This is a genomic window from Streptomyces odontomachi (genome assembly GCF_024435355.1).
In the GTDB taxonomy this organism is placed as follows: domain Bacteria; phylum Actinomycetota; class Actinomycetes; order Streptomycetales; family Streptomycetaceae; genus Streptomyces; species Streptomyces odontomachi.
In genome coordinates this window covers 653263-670352 of record NZ_JAMJWG010000002.1, presented here as the reverse complement: position 1 = coordinate 670352, position 17090 = coordinate 653263, and the positions used below count along the sequence as shown (strand labels likewise).

At 70.8% G+C, this 17090-nt stretch carries 14 protein-coding genes and 1 pseudogene; 8 read left to right on the top strand and 7 right to left on the bottom strand.

The features are described from left to right. Nucleotides 1-9: 9 nt before the first annotated feature. The 5 genes from NQO67_RS07465 to NQO67_RS07445 form a co-directional block, all read right to left on the bottom strand. The gene (locus NQO67_RS07465; RefSeq protein ID WP_255948250.1) at nt 10-1320 is read right to left on the bottom strand and encodes an ABC transporter substrate-binding protein; all 1311 of its coding nucleotides are present in this window, start codon (nt 1318-1320) and stop codon (nt 10-12) included. 18 nt (nt 1321-1338) lie between these two features. Next, nucleotides 1339-2229, bottom strand: a complete 891-nt coding sequence (locus tag NQO67_RS07460) for a carbohydrate ABC transporter permease (protein WP_255948248.1) — start codon at nt 2227-2229, stop codon at nt 1339-1341. Continuing rightward, entirely contained in the window at nt 2229-3185 is a 957-nt protein-coding gene (locus NQO67_RS07455) for a carbohydrate ABC transporter permease (RefSeq protein WP_255948246.1), read from the bottom strand. Before NQO67_RS07455 ends, NQO67_RS07460 begins: the two co-directional genes overlap by 1 nt. Then, on the bottom strand, nt 3182-4054 hold the full coding sequence (locus tag NQO67_RS07450; RefSeq protein WP_255948244.1) for an NAD(P)-dependent oxidoreductase: 873 nt from the start codon (nt 4052-4054) through the stop codon (nt 3182-3184). Before NQO67_RS07450 ends, NQO67_RS07455 begins: the two co-directional genes overlap by 4 nt. A 543-nt stretch (nt 4055-4597) precedes the next feature. Next, the gene (locus NQO67_RS07445) at nt 4598-6037 is read right to left on the bottom strand and encodes an MFS transporter (RefSeq protein WP_255948242.1); all 1440 of its coding nucleotides are present in this window, start codon (nt 6035-6037) and stop codon (nt 4598-4600) included. 157 nt (nt 6038-6194) lie between these two features. Here NQO67_RS07445 and NQO67_RS07440 point away from each other — a divergent pair, with 157 nt between their 5' ends. From NQO67_RS07440 to NQO67_RS07425, 4 genes and pseudogenes are all read left to right on the top strand, one after another. Then, on the top strand, nt 6195-7211 hold the full coding sequence (locus NQO67_RS07440; RefSeq protein WP_255948240.1) for a LacI family DNA-binding transcriptional regulator: 1017 nt from the start codon (nt 6195-6197) through the stop codon (nt 7209-7211). Nucleotides 7212-7574: 363 nt separating this feature from the next. Continuing rightward, nucleotides 7575-9203, top strand: a complete 1629-nt coding sequence (locus NQO67_RS07435; RefSeq protein ID WP_255948238.1) for a metallophosphoesterase — start codon at nt 7575-7577, stop codon at nt 9201-9203. Between the two features lie 96 nt (nt 9204-9299). Next, nucleotides 9300-9770 (top strand): annotated as a pseudogene (locus tag NQO67_RS07430) (cysteine hydrolase family protein); the annotation flags it as partial. Between the two features lie 87 nt (nt 9771-9857). Beyond that, the gene (locus NQO67_RS07425) at nt 9858-10790 is read left to right on the top strand and encodes an FAD-dependent oxidoreductase (RefSeq protein WP_255948481.1); all 933 of its coding nucleotides are present in this window, start codon (nt 9858-9860) and stop codon (nt 10788-10790) included. Nucleotides 10791-10803: 13 nt separating this feature from the next. Here NQO67_RS07425 and NQO67_RS07420 read toward each other — a convergent pair whose 3' ends face one another. Both NQO67_RS07420 and NQO67_RS07415 read right to left on the bottom strand, forming a co-directional pair. Continuing rightward, entirely contained in the window at nt 10804-11874 is a 1071-nt protein-coding gene (locus NQO67_RS07420; protein ID WP_255948236.1) for an aldose 1-epimerase family protein, read from the bottom strand. Next, the gene (locus NQO67_RS07415; protein WP_255948234.1) at nt 11871-12617 is read right to left on the bottom strand and encodes an SDR family NAD(P)-dependent oxidoreductase; all 747 of its coding nucleotides are present in this window, start codon (nt 12615-12617) and stop codon (nt 11871-11873) included. Before NQO67_RS07415 ends, NQO67_RS07420 begins: the two co-directional genes overlap by 4 nt. A 220-nt stretch (nt 12618-12837) precedes the next feature. Here NQO67_RS07415 and NQO67_RS07410 point away from each other — a divergent pair, with 220 nt between their 5' ends. The 4 genes from NQO67_RS07410 (at nt 12838) to NQO67_RS07395 (ending at nt 17086) form a co-directional block, all read left to right on the top strand. Next, nucleotides 12838-14046: a CaiB/BaiF CoA transferase family protein gene (locus NQO67_RS07410; protein ID WP_255948232.1), complete on the top strand. Its 1209-nt coding sequence runs from the start codon at nt 12838-12840 to the stop codon at nt 14044-14046. Further along, nucleotides 14043-15128, top strand: a complete 1086-nt coding sequence (locus NQO67_RS07405) for an extracellular solute-binding protein (RefSeq protein ID WP_255948230.1) — start codon at nt 14043-14045, stop codon at nt 15126-15128. Before NQO67_RS07410 ends, NQO67_RS07405 begins: the two co-directional genes overlap by 4 nt. Nucleotides 15129-15133: 5 nt before the next feature. Continuing rightward, nucleotides 15134-15937 carry an enoyl-CoA hydratase/isomerase family protein gene (locus tag NQO67_RS07400; protein ID WP_255948228.1) on the top strand — a complete coding sequence of 268 codons (804 nt, stop codon included), beginning with the start codon at nt 15134-15136 and terminating at the stop codon, nt 15935-15937. A gap of 108 nt (nt 15938-16045) precedes the next feature. After that, the gene (locus tag NQO67_RS07395) at nt 16046-17086 is read left to right on the top strand and encodes a LacI family DNA-binding transcriptional regulator (protein WP_255948226.1); all 1041 of its coding nucleotides are present in this window, start codon (nt 16046-16048) and stop codon (nt 17084-17086) included. Nucleotides 17087-17090: the final 4 nt, after the last annotated feature.

The window sequence follows — 17090 nt, the reverse complement described above, 5'->3', positions numbered from 1 at the left end:
CCCGTTCCGTCACCTGGTACCGAGGTTTATCGCGGCCTCCGCGAAGAAGTCGTCCACTGCCTCGGAGATCGACTTTCTGCCGAACTCGATGTTTTCGTATCCACGGGTGAAGGCCTGCTCGAACGTGGTGTTGTATCCGGACGGCATGAGTGGTTGGGGAACCTTCTTGCTGAGGATGTAGTCGTAGACGTGCAGCTCCTGCTTGAGCGGCGGTGACGTCGGCTTGTCGAGCTGCTGCTGTAGCTGCTCCCTGTTCGCCACGGCGCCATTGTCCGAGTCGTAGATGGCGGCGGCCTTGTCGTTGTTCGTGAAGAAGTCGATATACGCCGCAGCGGTCGCCTTGTTGTCGCACTTCGCGGGGATCGACCATCCGCTGACGAAGAATGCGTTCCCGAGTCCGGCCGACCCGGTGGGGAACGGAACCGTCGTGAGATCCTCGCCGGGCGCCGCCGCGGACGCGGCGACGAGCGCGTTGCCCGCGGTGGGCTCGCTGAGCACCTTGCCCGTGGTGACGTAGAACTGCTCCGGCTGGGCGGGTTCGTCCGCTGCGTCTTCTGCGGAGTTCGTCAGGCCCGCCTTGCGAAGCCGTTCCCAGAGCGTCCAGTAGTCGGTCAGGGTCCTCTTCGAGAAGGCGATCCGGCCGTCCGCGTTGAACATCTTCTCGCCGTTGCCGATGACGTACGCAGAGAACACCGGCTCGTTACCGCCCTGCGAGGTCGTCGGAGCCACCCCGGCGGGGAGCTTCGACTTCGCCGCCTTGAGCCACGAGACGAATCCGTTCCAGCTGTAGCGCATCGGAAGCGGTTTGACACCCGCTTTCCTGGCCATCGCCTGATTGATCATCAATGCGTTCCAGGCCGAACCGTACGGGATCATGTAGAGCCTGCCGTCCGATCCGCGCCCGCTGTCCAGCACGTTCTTCGGGATCGAACCGACGTCGATCGCCCCGGATTTCACGAGCGGATCGAGCGGTTGGAGCAGTCCGTCGTGCGTGTAGTCGTTGAGTTGACGGGTCTGTAGTCCGGTGACGCACGGCATCGAGGAGCTCGCGGCCTGCACGTTGAGCTTGTCGAAATAGGTCGAGAAGTCGCCGACCTGCGTCTGGGCCGACGCCTTCGGGTACTTTCCCTCGAAGAGCCTGTTGATCCGGTCGGTCTTGTCCACCCGGGTCGAGGAACCCCAGTAGGACAGCTGGATCGATCCGGCGACGGGGGCGTTCGCCGCCGGGACCGTGGAGTTGTTCGACGAGGCGGAGCATCCGCCGAGCAGCGCTGACACCGCGACCGCAGTGACGAGCAGCTTCCCTTTGTGGTTCGACACCTTCATCGCACTATCGCCTCACTTCATTCCGGAGGTGGCGATTCCCTCGATGAGGAGGCGCTGAAAAGCCACGAAGAAACCTGCGAGGGGTGCCAGAGACAGGGTGGCCATGGCGAAGAGCGCACCGTAGGATGACTGGCCACCCGTGGAGTCGAGGAACGAGTTGAGTCCGAGCGGTACCGTCCAGAGATTCGCGTCGCCCAGGTACAGCAGCGGTCCGAGGAAATCGTTCCATGAATTGATGAAGCTGAAGAGCGCGGTCGTCCCGATCGCCGGCAGCGAGAGCGGTATGATGACCCGTCTGAATATGCCCCAGTGGCCGCATCCGTCCATACGCGCCGCGTCGTCGAGCTCGCGGGGCAGTACACGGATGAACTGCACCATGAGGAACACGAAGAACGCGTCCGTCGAGAGGTAGTGCGGAACGATCAGAGGCGCGAACGTGTTCACGAGATGCAGCTTGTTGAACAGGATGTACTGCGGGACGAGGGTGACGTGGTACGGCAGCAGGAGCGTCCCGAGCAGCAGCGCGAACAGCACGCGCTTGAAACGGAACTCGAGCCGTGCGAAGGCATAGGCGGTCAGCGAGCAGGCCATCAGGTTACCGAGCACCGTGAGAACCGATATCACGATCGAGTTGAGAAAGTAGCGGGAGAACCGCAACGACCCGCTCGCCCACCCGTCGACGTAATTCTGCACGGTGTAGTGGCTCGAAAGGAGACCGAGGCTGGAGAAGATCTCCGAGTTCGGCCGGAACGATGCCGCAATCATCCACAGCAAGGGATAGAGCATCGCGAGCAACACCAGGATCAGGACCACGTGCCGGACGACGCCGACGGCGACCGCGCTGCGGACGGGACGGATGCGCTGCGTGAGCGCGGGGGCGATTCGAGGTGTCGTCATGGCCATCACCGATCTCCGTAGTGCACCCAGAAACGGGAGGTCAGGAACAAGAGGCCGGTGAAAGCGGCCAGGACCACGACGAGTAGCCAGGCCATTGCCGACGCGTAGCCCATGTTCAATTGGGTGAAGCCCTGTTGGTACACGTACAGCGTGTAGAAGAGCGTCGAGTCGGCCGGGCCGCCGTCGCCCCCACTGACTACGTAAGCGCTGGTGAACGCCTGGAACGCGTGGACCGTGTCGAGCAGCACGCTGAAGAAGATGAGCGGGCTCATGTGCGGGAGCGTGACACTGAAGAACCGGCGGAATCGGCCGGCACCGTCGACCAGGGCCGCTTCGTACTGGTCCCGCGGCACCTGTCGGAGCCCGGCCAGGAAGATGACCATCGTGGAACCGAACGCCCATGCGTTGAGGGTGATGATCACCAGGAGCGAGGTGTTCGGATCGCCGATCCAACTGGAGTGCTCGATGCCGACCGCGTGCAGCGCGTTGTTGATGAGGCCGCTCGCACCGAATATCTGCCGCCACAGGGTCGCGATCGCGACGCTCGCGCCGAGCAGCGACGGCAGGTAGACGAGCGCGCGATACCCGGTGATGAACCGGATGCCGGTGTTCAGGAGGAGCGCCACCAGCATCGACACGACGAGGACGACCGGGACCGACACGACGACATAAGTGATCGTGACGCTGGCAGCGCTGTCGAACCGAGGATCCGAGAACATCTGCGTGAAGTTCGCGATACCGACCCACCGCGGGCTGCTCAACAGGTCGTATCGCGTGAACGACAGGTAGAGCGAGTAGATCATCGGCCCCAGGGTCAGGCAGACCATGCCGATCAGCCAGGGTGTGAGGAAGCCGAGGGCGGCGAGGCCGTCCCGTGACCGCGACCTGTTGCGGCGTCGAGGGGTCGTGGCGGCCCCGGGCGTGTCCGTGACGTCGAGGACCAGACCGTCGGTCATGCTCATCGGGCTGCTCCCCCGTCCCGGCCGGTTGCAGCGGCGTGCGCTTCGAGCGTCTGGGGGACCGTGTCGGCGAGCAGCGCCGCCAAGGCGGTGGGAGCACCGGCGGAGCCCGCCGCCTCGATGACTTCACGGATGTCCTTACGCCACGACCGATCCTCGGCCGGGACGCCGGCCACGTCGTAGTCCCGGGCCACGCGGTCGAAGAACCCCCAGTTCCTGCCGATCCACGTGTCGCCCGTCCCGGTCGAGATCGCCCGGAGCAGTGCCTCCTCGTCGACGTCGTACGCGGCACCGATGCGGATGCCGTCGAACACACCGGCAAGCGCGGCGAACATGACGAGCTGGTTGGCGAGCTTGACCGCGGCACCCGCGCCGACGGCACCGAGATGGTGGACATCACTGGCGACCGTGTCGAGGTAGGGACGCACGGCCGCCAGGTCGGGCGCTTCGGCGCCGACGAATGCGCTGAGGTCACCTGCTCGCGCTCGCTCCGCCCCACCGGTGACCGGGGCGTCCACGTATCCGGCGCCGCGTGCCGTGACGATTCCCGCCAGCTCACGCGTCCGCTCGGGGAGCACCGTGCTGTGCACGACAACGTTGCAGTCCGCCCCGAGTTCGTCGAGGAACCCGCTGTCGAGCACCTGATGGATCGCCCGTTCGTCGGGTACGACGAACGCCACGACATCGCACTCCGCCAGCTCCTTCGGTGACGCTTCCTCGGCGCCCGCATCCGTCAGCACGTCAGTCCGTCCCTGTGACCGGTCGGTTGCCCGCACACGCCACCCTTCCGCCAGGAGATGCAGCCCGATCGCCTGGCCCAGGTTCCCGAGCCCCACGAGTCCGGCGGCCGGCCCGTCTGTCGTCCGCGCCACGCTTGATCCTCCTCGTCCTTGAGTGGGATGGATTCGGCGATGCCGCGACGGTGCTCTCAGCTCGGCGGCTTCGGTTTCGTCTATTGTCTACAGGAGCGTATGGGGCTCGACAAGACCTCTGCTTGTGGCAGCAGTCGGCAACCTGGAAGCAACGGGAGCGAGGTGACGCCTGCCGAGGAGGGTGACGGCGCTTCAGTTCGGCGGCCCGAAACCGGAGGTCTCACGTGGGCTGGGGCCGGCCGTACTCGGCTCCTCTGACCAGCACGGACACGGTTCTGACACCTACAGCGCTGAGGCGCTCGGTCGGCGTGCGGCAGCGGGCGGGGCGGTGCCGAATCGCTGAACCGGCAGGCCGCCGACGTCGGTGGCCTGCCGGCGGAGCATCGTCTGCTGCCGGCCGGGGTCCAGCAGCGGGCCGGGTACCTGGCGGGGCCTGGCCCGTGGGCCGCCCGCCCGGAACCCGGCCGCGCCGCATGGTCGTTCGGTAGGTGGGGGTGGGGCGCGTTCCGCGGCGTCGCCCGCCGCCGGCGGCCGTTCAGCGGATCACGGCACCTCGACCGCGTCAGGCGCCTGGACCCCGTGCCGCGTCAACGCACCCCGGGCGACGATGGATTCGAGGTCCTCCAGCGTGCGGCCCTTGGTCTCCGGGGCGAGGAAGACGCACACCAGGGTTCCGACGATCGCCGAGCCGACGAACATCCAGATCGCGTGCGACACGCCCCAGCGGTCGATCAGCTGGGGGAAGACGAGCACGCCGAGCAGCCCGCCGATCCGGCTGACCGACGTCGCGAGCCCGGAGCCGGTGGCGCGGACGTCCGTGGGGAACAGCTCGGTCGGGTAGACGAAGTCGAGGATGCCGGGGCCGCTGTTGGCGAACATCACCGCGAGCGCGAACAGCAGGGTGAGGATGCCGATCGGCGGTGCCGTGACGAGCGCGATGAGCAGCAGCACCACGAGCGTGGCCGCGTACGCGCCGATGATGAGCGGGCGCCGTCCGATCCGGTCGACCAGGGAGATCCCGAGGGCCGCGCCGGCGACGCCGAGGAGGCCGACGGCGGCCGAGCCGAGGTAGGCCTGCCAGCGTTCGTCGGTGTTGACGAGCCCGTTGAGGATCGTGGGTGTGTAGATCGTGATGCCGTAGTACATCATCGTGTACATCGCCCAGAAGCCGCAGGTGAACAGCGTCCAGCGCAGCAGGGGGCGGCTGAAGAGGCGCTGCCAGGGGTGGTCGGCCGGGCCCTCCTTGGCCTTGCGGAAGGCCTCGGCCATCGAGGCCTCGGCGAAGGTGTGGTCGGCGTCGGCGAAGCCCGCCTCGTTCATCCGGCCGATGACGGACGTGGCCTCCTCGCCGCGCCCCTCGGCCGCAAGCCAGCGCGGCGACTCGGGGATGGAGCGGCGCAGGTACATCACGAAGGCGGCGAACACGGCGCCGAGCCCGAGCATGTACCGCCAGGCCTCGTCCCCGAGCGGTTCGAAGGCGATACCGACGATGTAGGCCGTCGCCGACCCCACGAACCACATGGCCCCCAACCGGCACATCAACGCACCGCGCCGCCGCGCCGGGGCGAACTCCGCGAGGAGCGTGCCGGAGATCGGGTAGTCCGCGCCGAGCCCGATGCCCAGCAGGAAGCGGAAGGCGATCAGCTGCCAGACGTCCTGGCTGAGCGCGGTCGCCGCGGCGAAGACCACGAAGAAGAGCAGGTCGAGGAAGTACATCTTCTTCCGGCCCAGCTTGTCGGTGAGCCGGCCCACCACCGCGGAACCGATCAGCATCCCGACGACCGCAGAGGCGGCGACGGTCATGTTCATGTCGGTGCTCAGATGCCACTTGTCCGTCAGGACGGGCAGGGCCACGGCGATCACCGCCAGGTCGAACCCGTCGAGGAAGGTCCCGGCGGCGGACAGCCGGGCGACCTTGTTGTGGAACCTGCGCATCGAGTCGGCTTCGAGGATCTCCCACTCCTCGCGGGCATCTGCGGACATGTCGCTCCCGGGGGTTGGGGGTGGTGCCGGGCGGCCACGGCCCAGAGCGCGTCAGAGGCTCGGACCCTGGCTCGGACGAACGGCCGGGGATCTGGAAGGCGGACTAGGACTAGAACGTTCTAGCAGTGGGGCGCGCCACGCGTCTAGAGTTGCGGGCATGCTTCGCACTCCGCGACCCACGATGCGGGACGTGGCCGAACGACTCGGCGTCTCCGTCTCGGCCGTCAGCATCGCGCTCTCCGAACGCAAGGGCGTCAGCGACGAGCTACGGGAGCGGGTGCGCCGTACCGCGCGGGCCATGGGCTACGTCCCCGACCAGGCCGCCGTCTCGCTGCGCACCCGCCGTTCCCGGGTGATGGGCCTGCTCATCCGCAATCTGCAGAACCCCTTCTTCCTGGACGTCGTCGAGGGCTTCGACCGCGAGTGCTCGGCGGCCGGCTACCAGGCCATGACCAGCTCGGCGCGGTACGAGCCCCGGCACGAGCGCGAGCTGCTGGACGCCTTCGCCGCGCGCGGGGTCGACGCGCTCGCCGTCGCTCCGATCGGCCCCGGTCGCGCCGTCCGCTCGTGGGCCCGGCGGACCGGCAAGCCGGTCGTCGTGCTCAACGGCAGCCGGGCCGTCGTCGACTCGATGCACTCCCTGCGGATCGACGGGCCGCAGGCCGTCCGGCTCGCCGTGCGGCATCTGGCCGGCCTCGGCCACCGGCGGATCGCACTGCTCACCGCCCCGGCCGCGACCTCCCCGGACCCCGAACGCCTCGCCGCCTTCACCGAGCTGATGACCGAGCGCCGGCTCGAACCCTTAGTCATCGAGTCCGCGCTGACCGCGCACGCCGCCGAGGCCGTACTCCGCGCCGAGCTGCGCCGCCCGCGCGCGTACCGGCCGACTGCGATCGTCACCAACAGCGACTGGATCGCGTACGCGGTCTACGCCGCGGCCCGTGCCGAGGGTCTGCGCGTCCCCGTTGACCTGTCCGTGGTGGGGCACGACGACCTGCCCACGTCCGCGTTGACGGACCCGCCGCTGACCACGCTCCGCGCCGACCGGCTCGGCCTCGGGCGGCGGGCTGCGCGGATACTGATCGACTCGCTCGACGGACCGGACGGCACGCCGGTGCGCGAGTTGCTGCCGGTGGAGCTGGTCGAACGCGCCTCGACGGCCCCGCCGGGGTGAGGTGGCATGGCGGCGCCTCGACCGGTCGCACCCTCGCCCCGTCGCCCCGCGCCAGGCCCGGGCCTGGCCACCCGCACGTGAGTTCCCCCGCGTCCCCCGCGCCCCTGACAGTCCCCGAACGCCCCTGACAAGGGGCCCCTGACAACGCCCCTGACGGGGCTACCACCAGCGTCGATGACGCGGCGGGCGTTCCATCGGCCGCACGCCCCGGGCACTGCGAAGCGCCCCCCGGTGCCACCCCGACGCACCTTGCGGAGGTGAGCTGGGTGAGGGCACGCGGCCGGCCGTGCTCGTGCACTCTGACACGCCGTCCGGGGTGAGCCGAAGCTGTCACCGATCACTAGAACGTCGTAGTGTGCTGCCATGAGCGATTCCCAGGACCGCGACCGTCCGTCCCGCCCGGGCCTGACCACTGAGCGCACCGTCCGGCGGCAGCCGGGGGACGGCGGATACCGGCGTCTGGGCATCGGCCCGGGCGAGTGCCACACCCGCCTCGGCGATGCCGGGGAGGCGGCCGACGGCACGGCCGAGACCGTGCTCCGCCTCGTCCAGGTCTCGGACTTCCAGCTCGCCGACTTCACCTCGCCGACCCGCCTGGAGTTCCTGCAACGCATCGGCGACGAGCCGACCTGGGCCCAGATGGTGCCGAGCTACCGGCCGCAGGAGTTCGCCGCCGTCGCACAGGTCGAGGCCCTCGCGCGGACCGTACGGGCGCTGGCGGAGGCGGGGCGGCCGGCAGACCTCGTCCTGACCACCGGCGACAACACCGACAACCAGCAGGTCAACGAACTCGACCAGTTCATCGCGCTGATGAGCGGCGGCGCGCGCACGCGCTCGTTCCCGCCGGACACCCGGCCGGGCACCGGTACGGCGGGCGACCCGGACCCCGCCTACTACCATCCGGACCCCGAGGTCGCCGACGAGTGGAAGGACACGCGCGGCTTCCCCGGCTACGCGCGCGCCCTGCGCGACTCCGCCCGGGAGTTCGTGTCCACCGGCTTCGGGGTGCGCTGGCTGGCCTGCTTCGGCAATCACGACGCGCTGGTGCAGGGCCGCGCCCCGGGCTCGCCCGGCGTGGCCGCGCTGCTCGCGGGCGAAGCGAAGCCGGTACTGCTGGACGAGGCGACACGCGCCGCCACGGACGCGTCCGACACGCCGGCGATGGAGCTGTACCAGCACGATCCCGCGCGCTTCAGCGGCGGACCCACCGCACCCGTTGCCGCCGACCCCGACCGCCGGCTCTTCGACCGCGCGCGGTTCGTCGCCGCGACGCGCGGCGCGGACGCGGCGGAGGCCGCGGAGGCCGCGGAGGCCGGGGGCGTCGCCTACTTCGCGGACGAACCGCACCCGGCCGTGCGCCTGCTCGTCCTGGACACCACCAACCCCGGCGGCCACGTCGACGGCTCCCTCGGGACGGAACAGTTCCGGTGGCTGCGCGCGCAGCTCGACGGGGCGCTGGCGAGCGACCAACTGGTGGTGGTGGCCTCGCACCACGGCCTGTCCACGATGACGAACGGGTACGTGGCACGCGACGAGTCCGGCGCCGCCCGGCCGGGCCAGGACCTGCCGCGCGTACTCGGCCCGGAGATCGAGGAGCTTCTGCTGTCGTACCCGAACGTGGCGCTGTGGCTGTCGGGTCACACGCACCGCAACCGGGTCGGCGCGGTCGGCCCCGACGGGCAGGGGTTCTGGCAGGTCTCGACCTCGGCGACGATCGACTGGCCGTGCCAGGCCCGGCTCGTCGAGATCGCGGTGGAGGGCGACCACGTCCTGCTGCGGCTGACGATGCTGGACCACCTGGCGCACGCCGCTCCGGGCGACGAGGACTCCCCACTGCTGCGGGTCGCAGCCGCCGGCCGGGAGATCGCCGCGAACATCCTCGACGGCGTCGGCGGGGACCGCGCCGAGGGCGCGACGGCGGACCGCAACGTCGAACTGACCGTCCGGGTCCCCGACGGCGTCCTCAAGGCCCTGGCGGACCGTAGGCCCTGACGACCGGTAGGCGGTCGACCGGCACTCCTGGGACGTGCGGCCGTGGCGGACGCCGATCCGCCGGCTCGTACCCCGCCGGCCTCGTAAGCTGCGCGCATGGACATCGGCCACGCGGCACTGGTCGTGATCGACATGCAGAACGGCTTCGTCAACCGCCACAGTCGCCATGCCGTTGCAGCGGTCACCGATCTGGTGACCCGCTGGTCCGCCTCAGGGCTGCCGGTGGTCTTCACCCGCTACTTCAACCACCCCGGCAGCCCGTACGAGCAGTTCTTCGGCTGGCACCGTCTCCAGGGACCACCCGAGACCGACATCGTCGCGGAACTCACCGACCACGCCGCCGACGCCTACCGGGTGCTCGACAAACCCGGCTACACGTTCCTCACCGCGGAAGCCGCCGCACTCGTCCGTGCGGCGGGCTGGACGGACCTGGTGTTCTGCGGGGTTGCCACCGAGAGCTGCGTACTGAAATCCGCCGCCGACGCCTTCGAACAGGGCTACACGCCCTGGATCATCACCGACGCCTGCGCCAGCGACGCCGGACCGGCCGTACACGATGCCGGACTGCTCGTGGCACGCCGCCTGGTCGGAGAAGGCCAGCTCATCACCGCCGACCTCGTGACACGGCACCTCGACGCACACGACAGGGCCACGGTGCCGGACCGAAACGACCCATCCCGCCGCACCGACACCGACACCGACCTGATCGTCATCGGCGGAGGCCCGGCTGGCTGCGCCGCCGCCCGCATGGCCGCCAGCGTGGGGATGCGCTCGGTACTGGTCGAACAGGACACCCTCTGCCACACCCTCCGCCGCATCCGCGTGCTGGCCAACGTCCTCGGCGGCCACACCAGCGGCCCGGATCTGGCCGACGCCCTTACGACGGATCTGCGGAACACCGACCTGTGCCGGATCGAACTCGGCTGCCGCGTCACCGAGATCCGCGCCGGCGACGACCACGTCACCGTCACCTTGGACACCGGCAGCCCGCTGACGGCTCCCTACGCGATCCTGGCCACCGGCGTCGGCCCGCTCCAGCCCCGGGAAGCCCCCTGGATCACCGCACCACCCGACCTCGCCCCGCCCCCGCTGTGGCAGGTGGAACCCGGCGAAACCGAGGGCCGCACGCTGCTCGTCCTCGGTGGCGACCGCCCCGTCGGCACGTTCCTGCGGGCTCACCCGACCACCGCCACCCGCCTGCTCGTGGCGTACCCGCAAGACGACGACTACAAGGTCGAGGAAATCCAGCAGGACCCCCGTGTCACCCTGCTTCCCGTCGACCACCTGACCCTGCACCCGCGAGGGGCGGCTCACACGGCCGAAACGGTGGGCCGCGACGGCACACGGAAAACGCTGACGGCAGACGCCGTCTTCCTCAGCATCGGCAGCGCCCCCACCACCCCGCCCGGCGACCTCGTCCGTGACACGGCAGGCTACTGTCCCCCCTCCCACCAGCATCCCCGCGTCCTCATCGCCGGCGACCTGCGCTCGGCCCGCTACCAGCGGATCATGACCGCGATGGGCTCGGGCGGCGAAGCCGCTCTCCACGCTTACTACGCCGCCCGGGAGATGCTTGGAACGGACTGAGCGGCCGCGCTGATCAGCCGGTCCTGCCCACCCGGAACACCGTCGTGTACAAACGCTCCTCCCCGGGTTCCAGGAACGTCATGGACCCGTCCTCACGGGCGGCGGTCTCTCCCTGCACATGGTGGGTGGAGGGCTCGAAGCCCACCGCGTACGCGCCCTCGCGCAGGTGCATCCACTGGAAGAAGGACGGGAACTGCGCCGCGTCGTACTCCAGCTCGAAGTACATGCCCAGCCGGTCGTTCACCAGCCGGGGCCGTACCAGACCGTCCGCGTCCGGCTCCAGTTCGTGCTCGTAGACCTGCTCGACGAACCCGGACAGCGGGCCCGGCATGGCGGTGTTCGAGACGCCCTGCTCGGCGACGCTGTCGCTCTGCCACAGCGTGCGGCGCAGGGGCAGCTCGTAGCGCGCGCCCTCGTCCAGGAAGGGCCAGCCGATGTTGACGTGGTACAGGTACATGTGCGGTGTGGGGTCGAAGCCCGCGTTGCGCACCCGGTCGATGAGCCGGATCTCCGTGCCGCCGAGGTCGGCCTCGACACGGCGGGTGAGCCGCAGATGCTCGCCGAAGATCGCCGCCTGGCGCACCTCGCCCTCCGCCCACAGCACGCAGCGCCGGCCGTCGTCCTGCCACCGTTCTCCATAGCCGGTCAGGCGGGCCGGAAGGTTGGCGATGCGGCCGTGCAGTCCGTTGGAGACGGTGCGGCGCGGTGGGTAGCGGTACTGCGAGGCGTCCACCTCGGCGCCGAAGAGCGTGTGGTCGAGCCCGGCGGTGAGCAGCAGCCCCGAGAAGCTGCGCATCATCGACAGACCGTCGTCGTCGCGGTACTCGTGCAGGCCGGGATGGCGGAACCCGGTCGCGGAGCGCCAGCCGAACCCGCGGCCCGCGTACTCCGCCCCGCCGAGGTCCATCGCCCGGTCCACCAGCACGTCGAAGGAGAGCCCCGCACCGGTGCGGAACTCCAGGGTGCGGATGCCGCGTTCGGACCCGTCGTCCAGGACGACGGACCGCACGCCGCCGGCGGCGCCGAGGTCGCCGGCGAGCCGGGCGAGGGCATGGCGGTCGTAGTCGCGTCCGTTCAGCTTCAAGACATCACCCACCCTCCGTTGACCTCCACACACTGGCCCGTGACGAACGAGGCGTCCGGACCGGCGAGGAACGACACCACTGCGGCCAGCTCGTCGGGACGGCCACGCCGCTTCAGCGCCTGATGCTCGAGCACATGCCGCGTGTAGCCCTCGGGGTCGTCGTGGATCTCCTCGGCCGCGGTGGGGAAGGCGCCGGGGGAGACGCAGTTGACGCGGATCTCCTCGGGTCCCAGCTCGCGGGCGAGCGCGCGGGTGAACGCGACGGCCGCGCCCTTCGTGGAGACGTACGCGGCGAGCGAGTCCCAGCCGCCGTGCATCGTGATCGAGGCGATGTTCACGATCGCCCCGCCGCCGGCGTAGGCCATGCAGCGCGCGACGGCCTGCGCGGTGACCCAGTAGGCGCGCTGGTTGACCGCCACCACGTCCTCGTACTCCGCGAGCGGTACGTCGAGGAAGCGCCGGCTCGGGTACACGGCCGCGTTGTTGACCAGGACGCGCGGGGTGCCCAGCTCGGCGGTGACCCGCTCGACGGCCGTCCCGATCGCCTGCGGGTCGCGCAGGTCGATGGTGAGCGCCAACGCGCGGGCGCCGGCCTTCTGCACCTGCTCCGCCGTGCGCTCCAGCGCTGCGGCGTCGCGGTCCAGTACGGCGACGGCGTGTCCGTCGGTGGCCAGCCGGGTGGCTATGGCCCGGCCCAGGGCGCCGCCGGCGCCGGTCACGAGTGCGACTCGCGGTTGTTTCATCAGTGGTTCCCATCTTCCCGGTGCCGGCCGGGCGCCGAAGGGGCGGATCGAGGCGTTGACACTGCACGCGGTGCCCTCTTAGCGTGAATGTTAGCGCTGCCGGTAGCGCTAACAACAGGGTCTGGCACCATCATCGAGGCGATGAATCGGCGCGCGACGCGGCCACCGCCCCAGGGTGACTCCCCGCCGTCCCCTCTCCCTCCCGCCTTCAAGGAGTCCCATGACGACGCGCGACAAGCCCGGGATACTCGCCGGGTACCGGGTCCTCGACTGCTCCATCGCCATGGCAGGACCCTTCGCGGCACAGCGCCTCGGCGACCTCGGCGCGGACGTGGTCAAGGTCGAGCCGGTCACCGGCGAGTGGCAGCGGCACGCGGCGGCGGGCGGCGCGGGCGGCAACCGGATCAACACCTCCTTCCTCTCGCTGAACCGCAACAAGCGCTCCCTCGCCGTCGACCTGAAGGACCCGGCGGGCAAGGACGTGCTCCGCCGGCTCGTGGCCGGCGCCGACGTCTTCCTTCAGAACTACCGGCCCGGCGTCGCCGACCGCCTCGGCGTCGACTACGCCTCGCTGGCCGCGATCAACCCGGCCCTCGTGTACGTCTCCATCTCCGGCTACGGCGAAGACGGGCCCTACGCCCAGCGCCCCGGCCAGGACCTGCTGCTCCAGGCGATGTCCGGCGCCATGCTCTCCACCGGCCGGGCCGGCGAGGCACCGCGGGCCGCGGGGCAGTACCTCGTGGACGGCGTCACCGCTTCCACCGCGTTCGAGGGGGTGCTCGCGGCGCTGCTGCACCGCGAACGCACGGGCGAGGGCCAGTTGGTGACGGTGAACATGCTCGACGCCGTCACCACCCTCCAGATGCAGGAGCTGTCGGTGCACACCGTCGGCAGGCTGGCGCAGTCCCGCTCCGCCGAGCCGCACGCGCACGTCTACATCCGGGCCCCCTACGGCGCGTTCCAGACCGCCGACGGCTACATCGTCCTCGCCTTCCCGCCCCTGAAGAGGCTCGGCGAGATCCTCGGCGAGGACGGTTTCCTGACCATGGAGGACGAGGAACACGGCTGGACCCACCGCGACGAGATCTTCGCGCGCACCGCGTCCCGGCTGCTCACCCGCACCTCACGCCACTGGCTCGACGCCTTCGAGGCCGCAGGCATCTGGGCGGGCCCGGTCTACGGCTACGCGGAACTGGTCGACGACCCGCAGATCCGGCACAACGGCACCTTCGTCACCTACGACCACCCCACCGAGGGCCGCGTGCGGGTGCCCGGGTTCCCGTACAGGTTCTCCGCCACCCCGCCCCGCATCGACCGCGGCGCCCCGCTCACCGGCGAACACACCCGCGAGATCCTGACCGAAGCAGGCTTCGACGAAGGCACGATCCAGGAGCTGTTCGCCTCCGGCATCGTGGCGGAGACGTCATGACCTGGGCCGGACTGACCTGGGACCACCCGCGCGGCTACGACGCACTCGCCGCCGCGGCGGGCGACCTCGTGCACTGGTCGGTCCAGCCGCTGGAGGGCTTCGAATCCCACCCGGTCGACGAACTCTGCGCCCGCTACGACCTCGTCGTACTCGACCATCCGCACCTCGGCGAGGCCCTCGCGGCAGGCTGCCTTCGCCCGCTGGACGACCTGTTCGGCCAGGCGGAACTGGACGGCTGGCGCACCGGCTCGATCGGCCCCACCATGCGCTCGTACGCCATGGCCGGCAAGCAGTGGGCGCTCCCGCTGGACGCCGCCACGCAAGTCGCCGCCACCCGGACCGACCTCGTGGGGGAGCCCCCCGCCACCTGGGACGAGGTGCACCGCCTCGCCCGCCGTGCACCGGTGGCCCTGTCGCTCGCCGGGCCGCACGCCTTCCTCACCTTCGCCTCCGTCGCCGTCGCCCTCGGCGAGGAGCCGGCCGCCGACCAGGGCGAACTGATCAGCGACGGGACGGGGCACGCCGTCCTCGACCTCATGGCGGCCGTCGACGCCCGTGCACCGGCCGAGACCCGCACCCTCAACCCGATCGGGCTGCTGGAGCTGATGTCGCGCACCGACCGCCTGGCGCACTGCCCGCTGGTGTACGGCTACGTGACCTACGCCCACCGGGTGGCCTTCACCGACGCCCCGGTGGCGCGACCAGGAGGGCGGCCGGGTTCCACCCTCGGCGGTACCGGACTCGCCGTCAGCTCCCACTGCGCACCCACCCCCGAACTGCTGGACCACGTCCGCTGGCTGATGTCCCCCTCGGCCCAGCGGGAGTTCCTGCCCCGGCACCACGGGCAGCCCAGCGCACGTGCCGCCTGGACGGATCCCACCACCGTCGCCGCGGACTTCTACCGCCGTACCACCGCCACCTGCGAGCAGGCGTGGGTCCGCCCCCGGCACGCCGGCTACATCGGTTTCCAGGCCGCGGCGTCGGCCGTCGTCCGGGACGCCCTCGCCAAGGAGACCGGCCACCAGGCGGCACTCGACCGGATGCGCGCCCTCTACCGTACGAGCCGGACCACGAAGGACTGACGAGGATGACCGACACCACCAGCACCCCGCCCGACCTCGGCACCGAGCACGTGACCCTCGACGTCGCCGGCCGCGTCGCCACCCTCACCCTCAACCGGCCCGAGAAACTGAACGCGGTCACCCCCGAGATGTCCCACGCCCTGGTCCGGGCCGTCGAATGGTGTGACACCACGGACGACGTCCGTGCCGTGGTCCTGACCGGTGCGGGCGGGCGCGCCTTCAGCGCCGGCTCCGACATCCGCGCACTCGACGGCTACGCGACGCCATGGGAGTTCCGCAACCGCGTCGACTACTGCGACGCCCTCCGTGCCGCGCGCACCCCCACCATCGCGGCGGTCGGCGGCTACGCCCTCGGCGGCGGTCTCGAGACCGCGCTGTCCTGCGACATCCGGCTCGCCTCGCATACGGCGTCCTTCGGGGCTCCGGAGATCACGCTCGGCTGGATCGGGGGCGGCGGCATGGCCGCCTTCCTCAGCCGGGCGGCAGGCCCGAGCAACGCCGCACTCATGCTGCTCACCGGCGAACGCATCGACGCCGCAACGGCGTTGCGGTGGCACCTGGTCAGCGAGGTGGTCGCCCCCGACGAACTGCTCGCCCGCGCCCGCGCCCTCGCCGCCGTGATCGCCTCACGGGCCCCCGTGGCGGCGGAGACCGCCAAGATCAACCTGCGGGCCGCCGGGAATCTGCCCGAGGACCAGGCCCTCGCCTACGAGCGCGACCTCCAGACCGTCTGCTTCGCCACCGAGGACGCCGCAGAAGGCCGCCGCGCGTTCGCCGAGAAGCGCCCGCCCGTCTTCCGCAAGCGCTGAGCCGAGAGGAACCGGAACACGGTGACGCGAAAGGCATCGGCGCCGGGCGGCGGGCAGGGCCGGGGAGACGGGGCGGCGGAGGCCGGAGCGACGCATATCGTTACCGGTGTGACTCAGCCGCCCAGCCGCCCCCGCAAGCGTTCCGCAACCCGTTCCGTCACCCTGTCGGACGTGGCGGCGGCAGCCGCGGTGTCGGCCCAGACGGTCTCCCGCGTCGTGCGCGACCCGCGGTCGGTGTCGGACGAGACCCGGGCCAAGGTCGAGGCGGCCATCGCGGCGACCGGTTACGTGCCCAACCTCGCCGCCAGCAACCTGGCCTCGAACCGGAGCCGCACGGTCGCCGCCCTGGTCCCGCAGATCAACACGTCGGTCTTCGCGGACACCGTGCACGCCTTCTCGACCGCCCTGGCGGCCCATGGCTACCAGATCTTCGTCGGCACGACCGACTACCGTCCCGAGCACGAGGAGGAGGTGCTGCGCAGCTTCCTCGGCCGGCGCCCTGACGGACTGCTCATGGTGGGCACCGACCACACCCCGGGCACCCTCGCCCTGCTGGGGGCGGCCGGGGTGCCCGTCGTGGAGACCTGGGACTGGTCCGACGAGCCGGTGGACCTGCTGGTCGGCTTCTCCAACGCGGCGGCGGCATCGGCGATGGTCGCGCATCTCGTCGGGCGCGGCCGGCGCAAAATCACCTTCGCCGGCCGGCACACCTCCGGCGATCCCCGGGCCGCGGAACGCCTCGACGGCTACGCGATCGCCGTCCGCGAGCTGCTGGGCGCCGCCCCGCGCACGGTGGACGCGGGGGAGGAGCCGGTCACCATGGACACCGGCGTGGCCCTGCTGGACCTGGCGCTGGAGCGGTATCCGGACTCCGACGCCGTGATGTTCTCCAGCGACGTCTTCGCCGCCGGCGCCCTGCAAGCCTGCGTGCGGCGGGGGATCGACGTGCCCGGCACGCTCGCGCTGGCCGGATTCGGCGACTTCGAGTTCGCCCGGCATCTCGTCCCCGCGCTGACCACGGTGGCGGTGCCCAGCACCCGTATCGGGGAGCTCGGTGCCGAGCTGCTGCTGACGCGGATGCGCGGCGCCCCGGTCAGTGCGCCGCACCGTGACGTCGGCTACCGGGTCGTCGCCCGCGAAAGCTCCTGAGGGC

Excerpts from the sequence above, each read along its gene's own strand:
- NQO67_RS07445 (WP_255948242.1), bottom strand. The coding sequence starts at position 6,037 with ATGTCCGCAGATGCCCGCGAGGAGTGGGAGATCCTCGAAGCCGACTCG.
- NQO67_RS07455 (WP_255948246.1), bottom strand. The coding sequence starts at position 3,185 with ATGAGCATGACCGACGGTCTGGTCCTCGACGTCACGGACACGCCCGGG.
- NQO67_RS07435 (WP_255948238.1), top strand. The coding sequence starts at position 7,575 with ATGAGCGATTCCCAGGACCGCGACCGTCCGTCCCGCCCGGGCCTGACC.
- NQO67_RS07440 (WP_255948240.1), top strand. The coding sequence starts at position 6,195 with ATGCTTCGCACTCCGCGACCCACGATGCGGGACGTGGCCGAACGACTC.
- NQO67_RS07405 (WP_255948230.1), top strand. The coding sequence starts at position 14,043 with ATGACCTGGGCCGGACTGACCTGGGACCACCCGCGCGGCTACGACGCA.
- NQO67_RS07400 (WP_255948228.1), top strand. The coding sequence starts at position 15,134 with ATGACCGACACCACCAGCACCCCGCCCGACCTCGGCACCGAGCACGTG.
- NQO67_RS07415 (WP_255948234.1), bottom strand. The coding sequence starts at position 12,617 with ATGAAACAACCGCGAGTCGCACTCGTGACCGGCGCCGGCGGCGCCCTG.
- NQO67_RS07410 (WP_255948232.1), top strand. The coding sequence starts at position 12,838 with ATGACGACGCGCGACAAGCCCGGGATACTCGCCGGGTACCGGGTCCTC.
- NQO67_RS07460 (WP_255948248.1), bottom strand. The coding sequence starts at position 2,229 with ATGGCCATGACGACACCTCGAATCGCCCCCGCGCTCACGCAGCGCATC.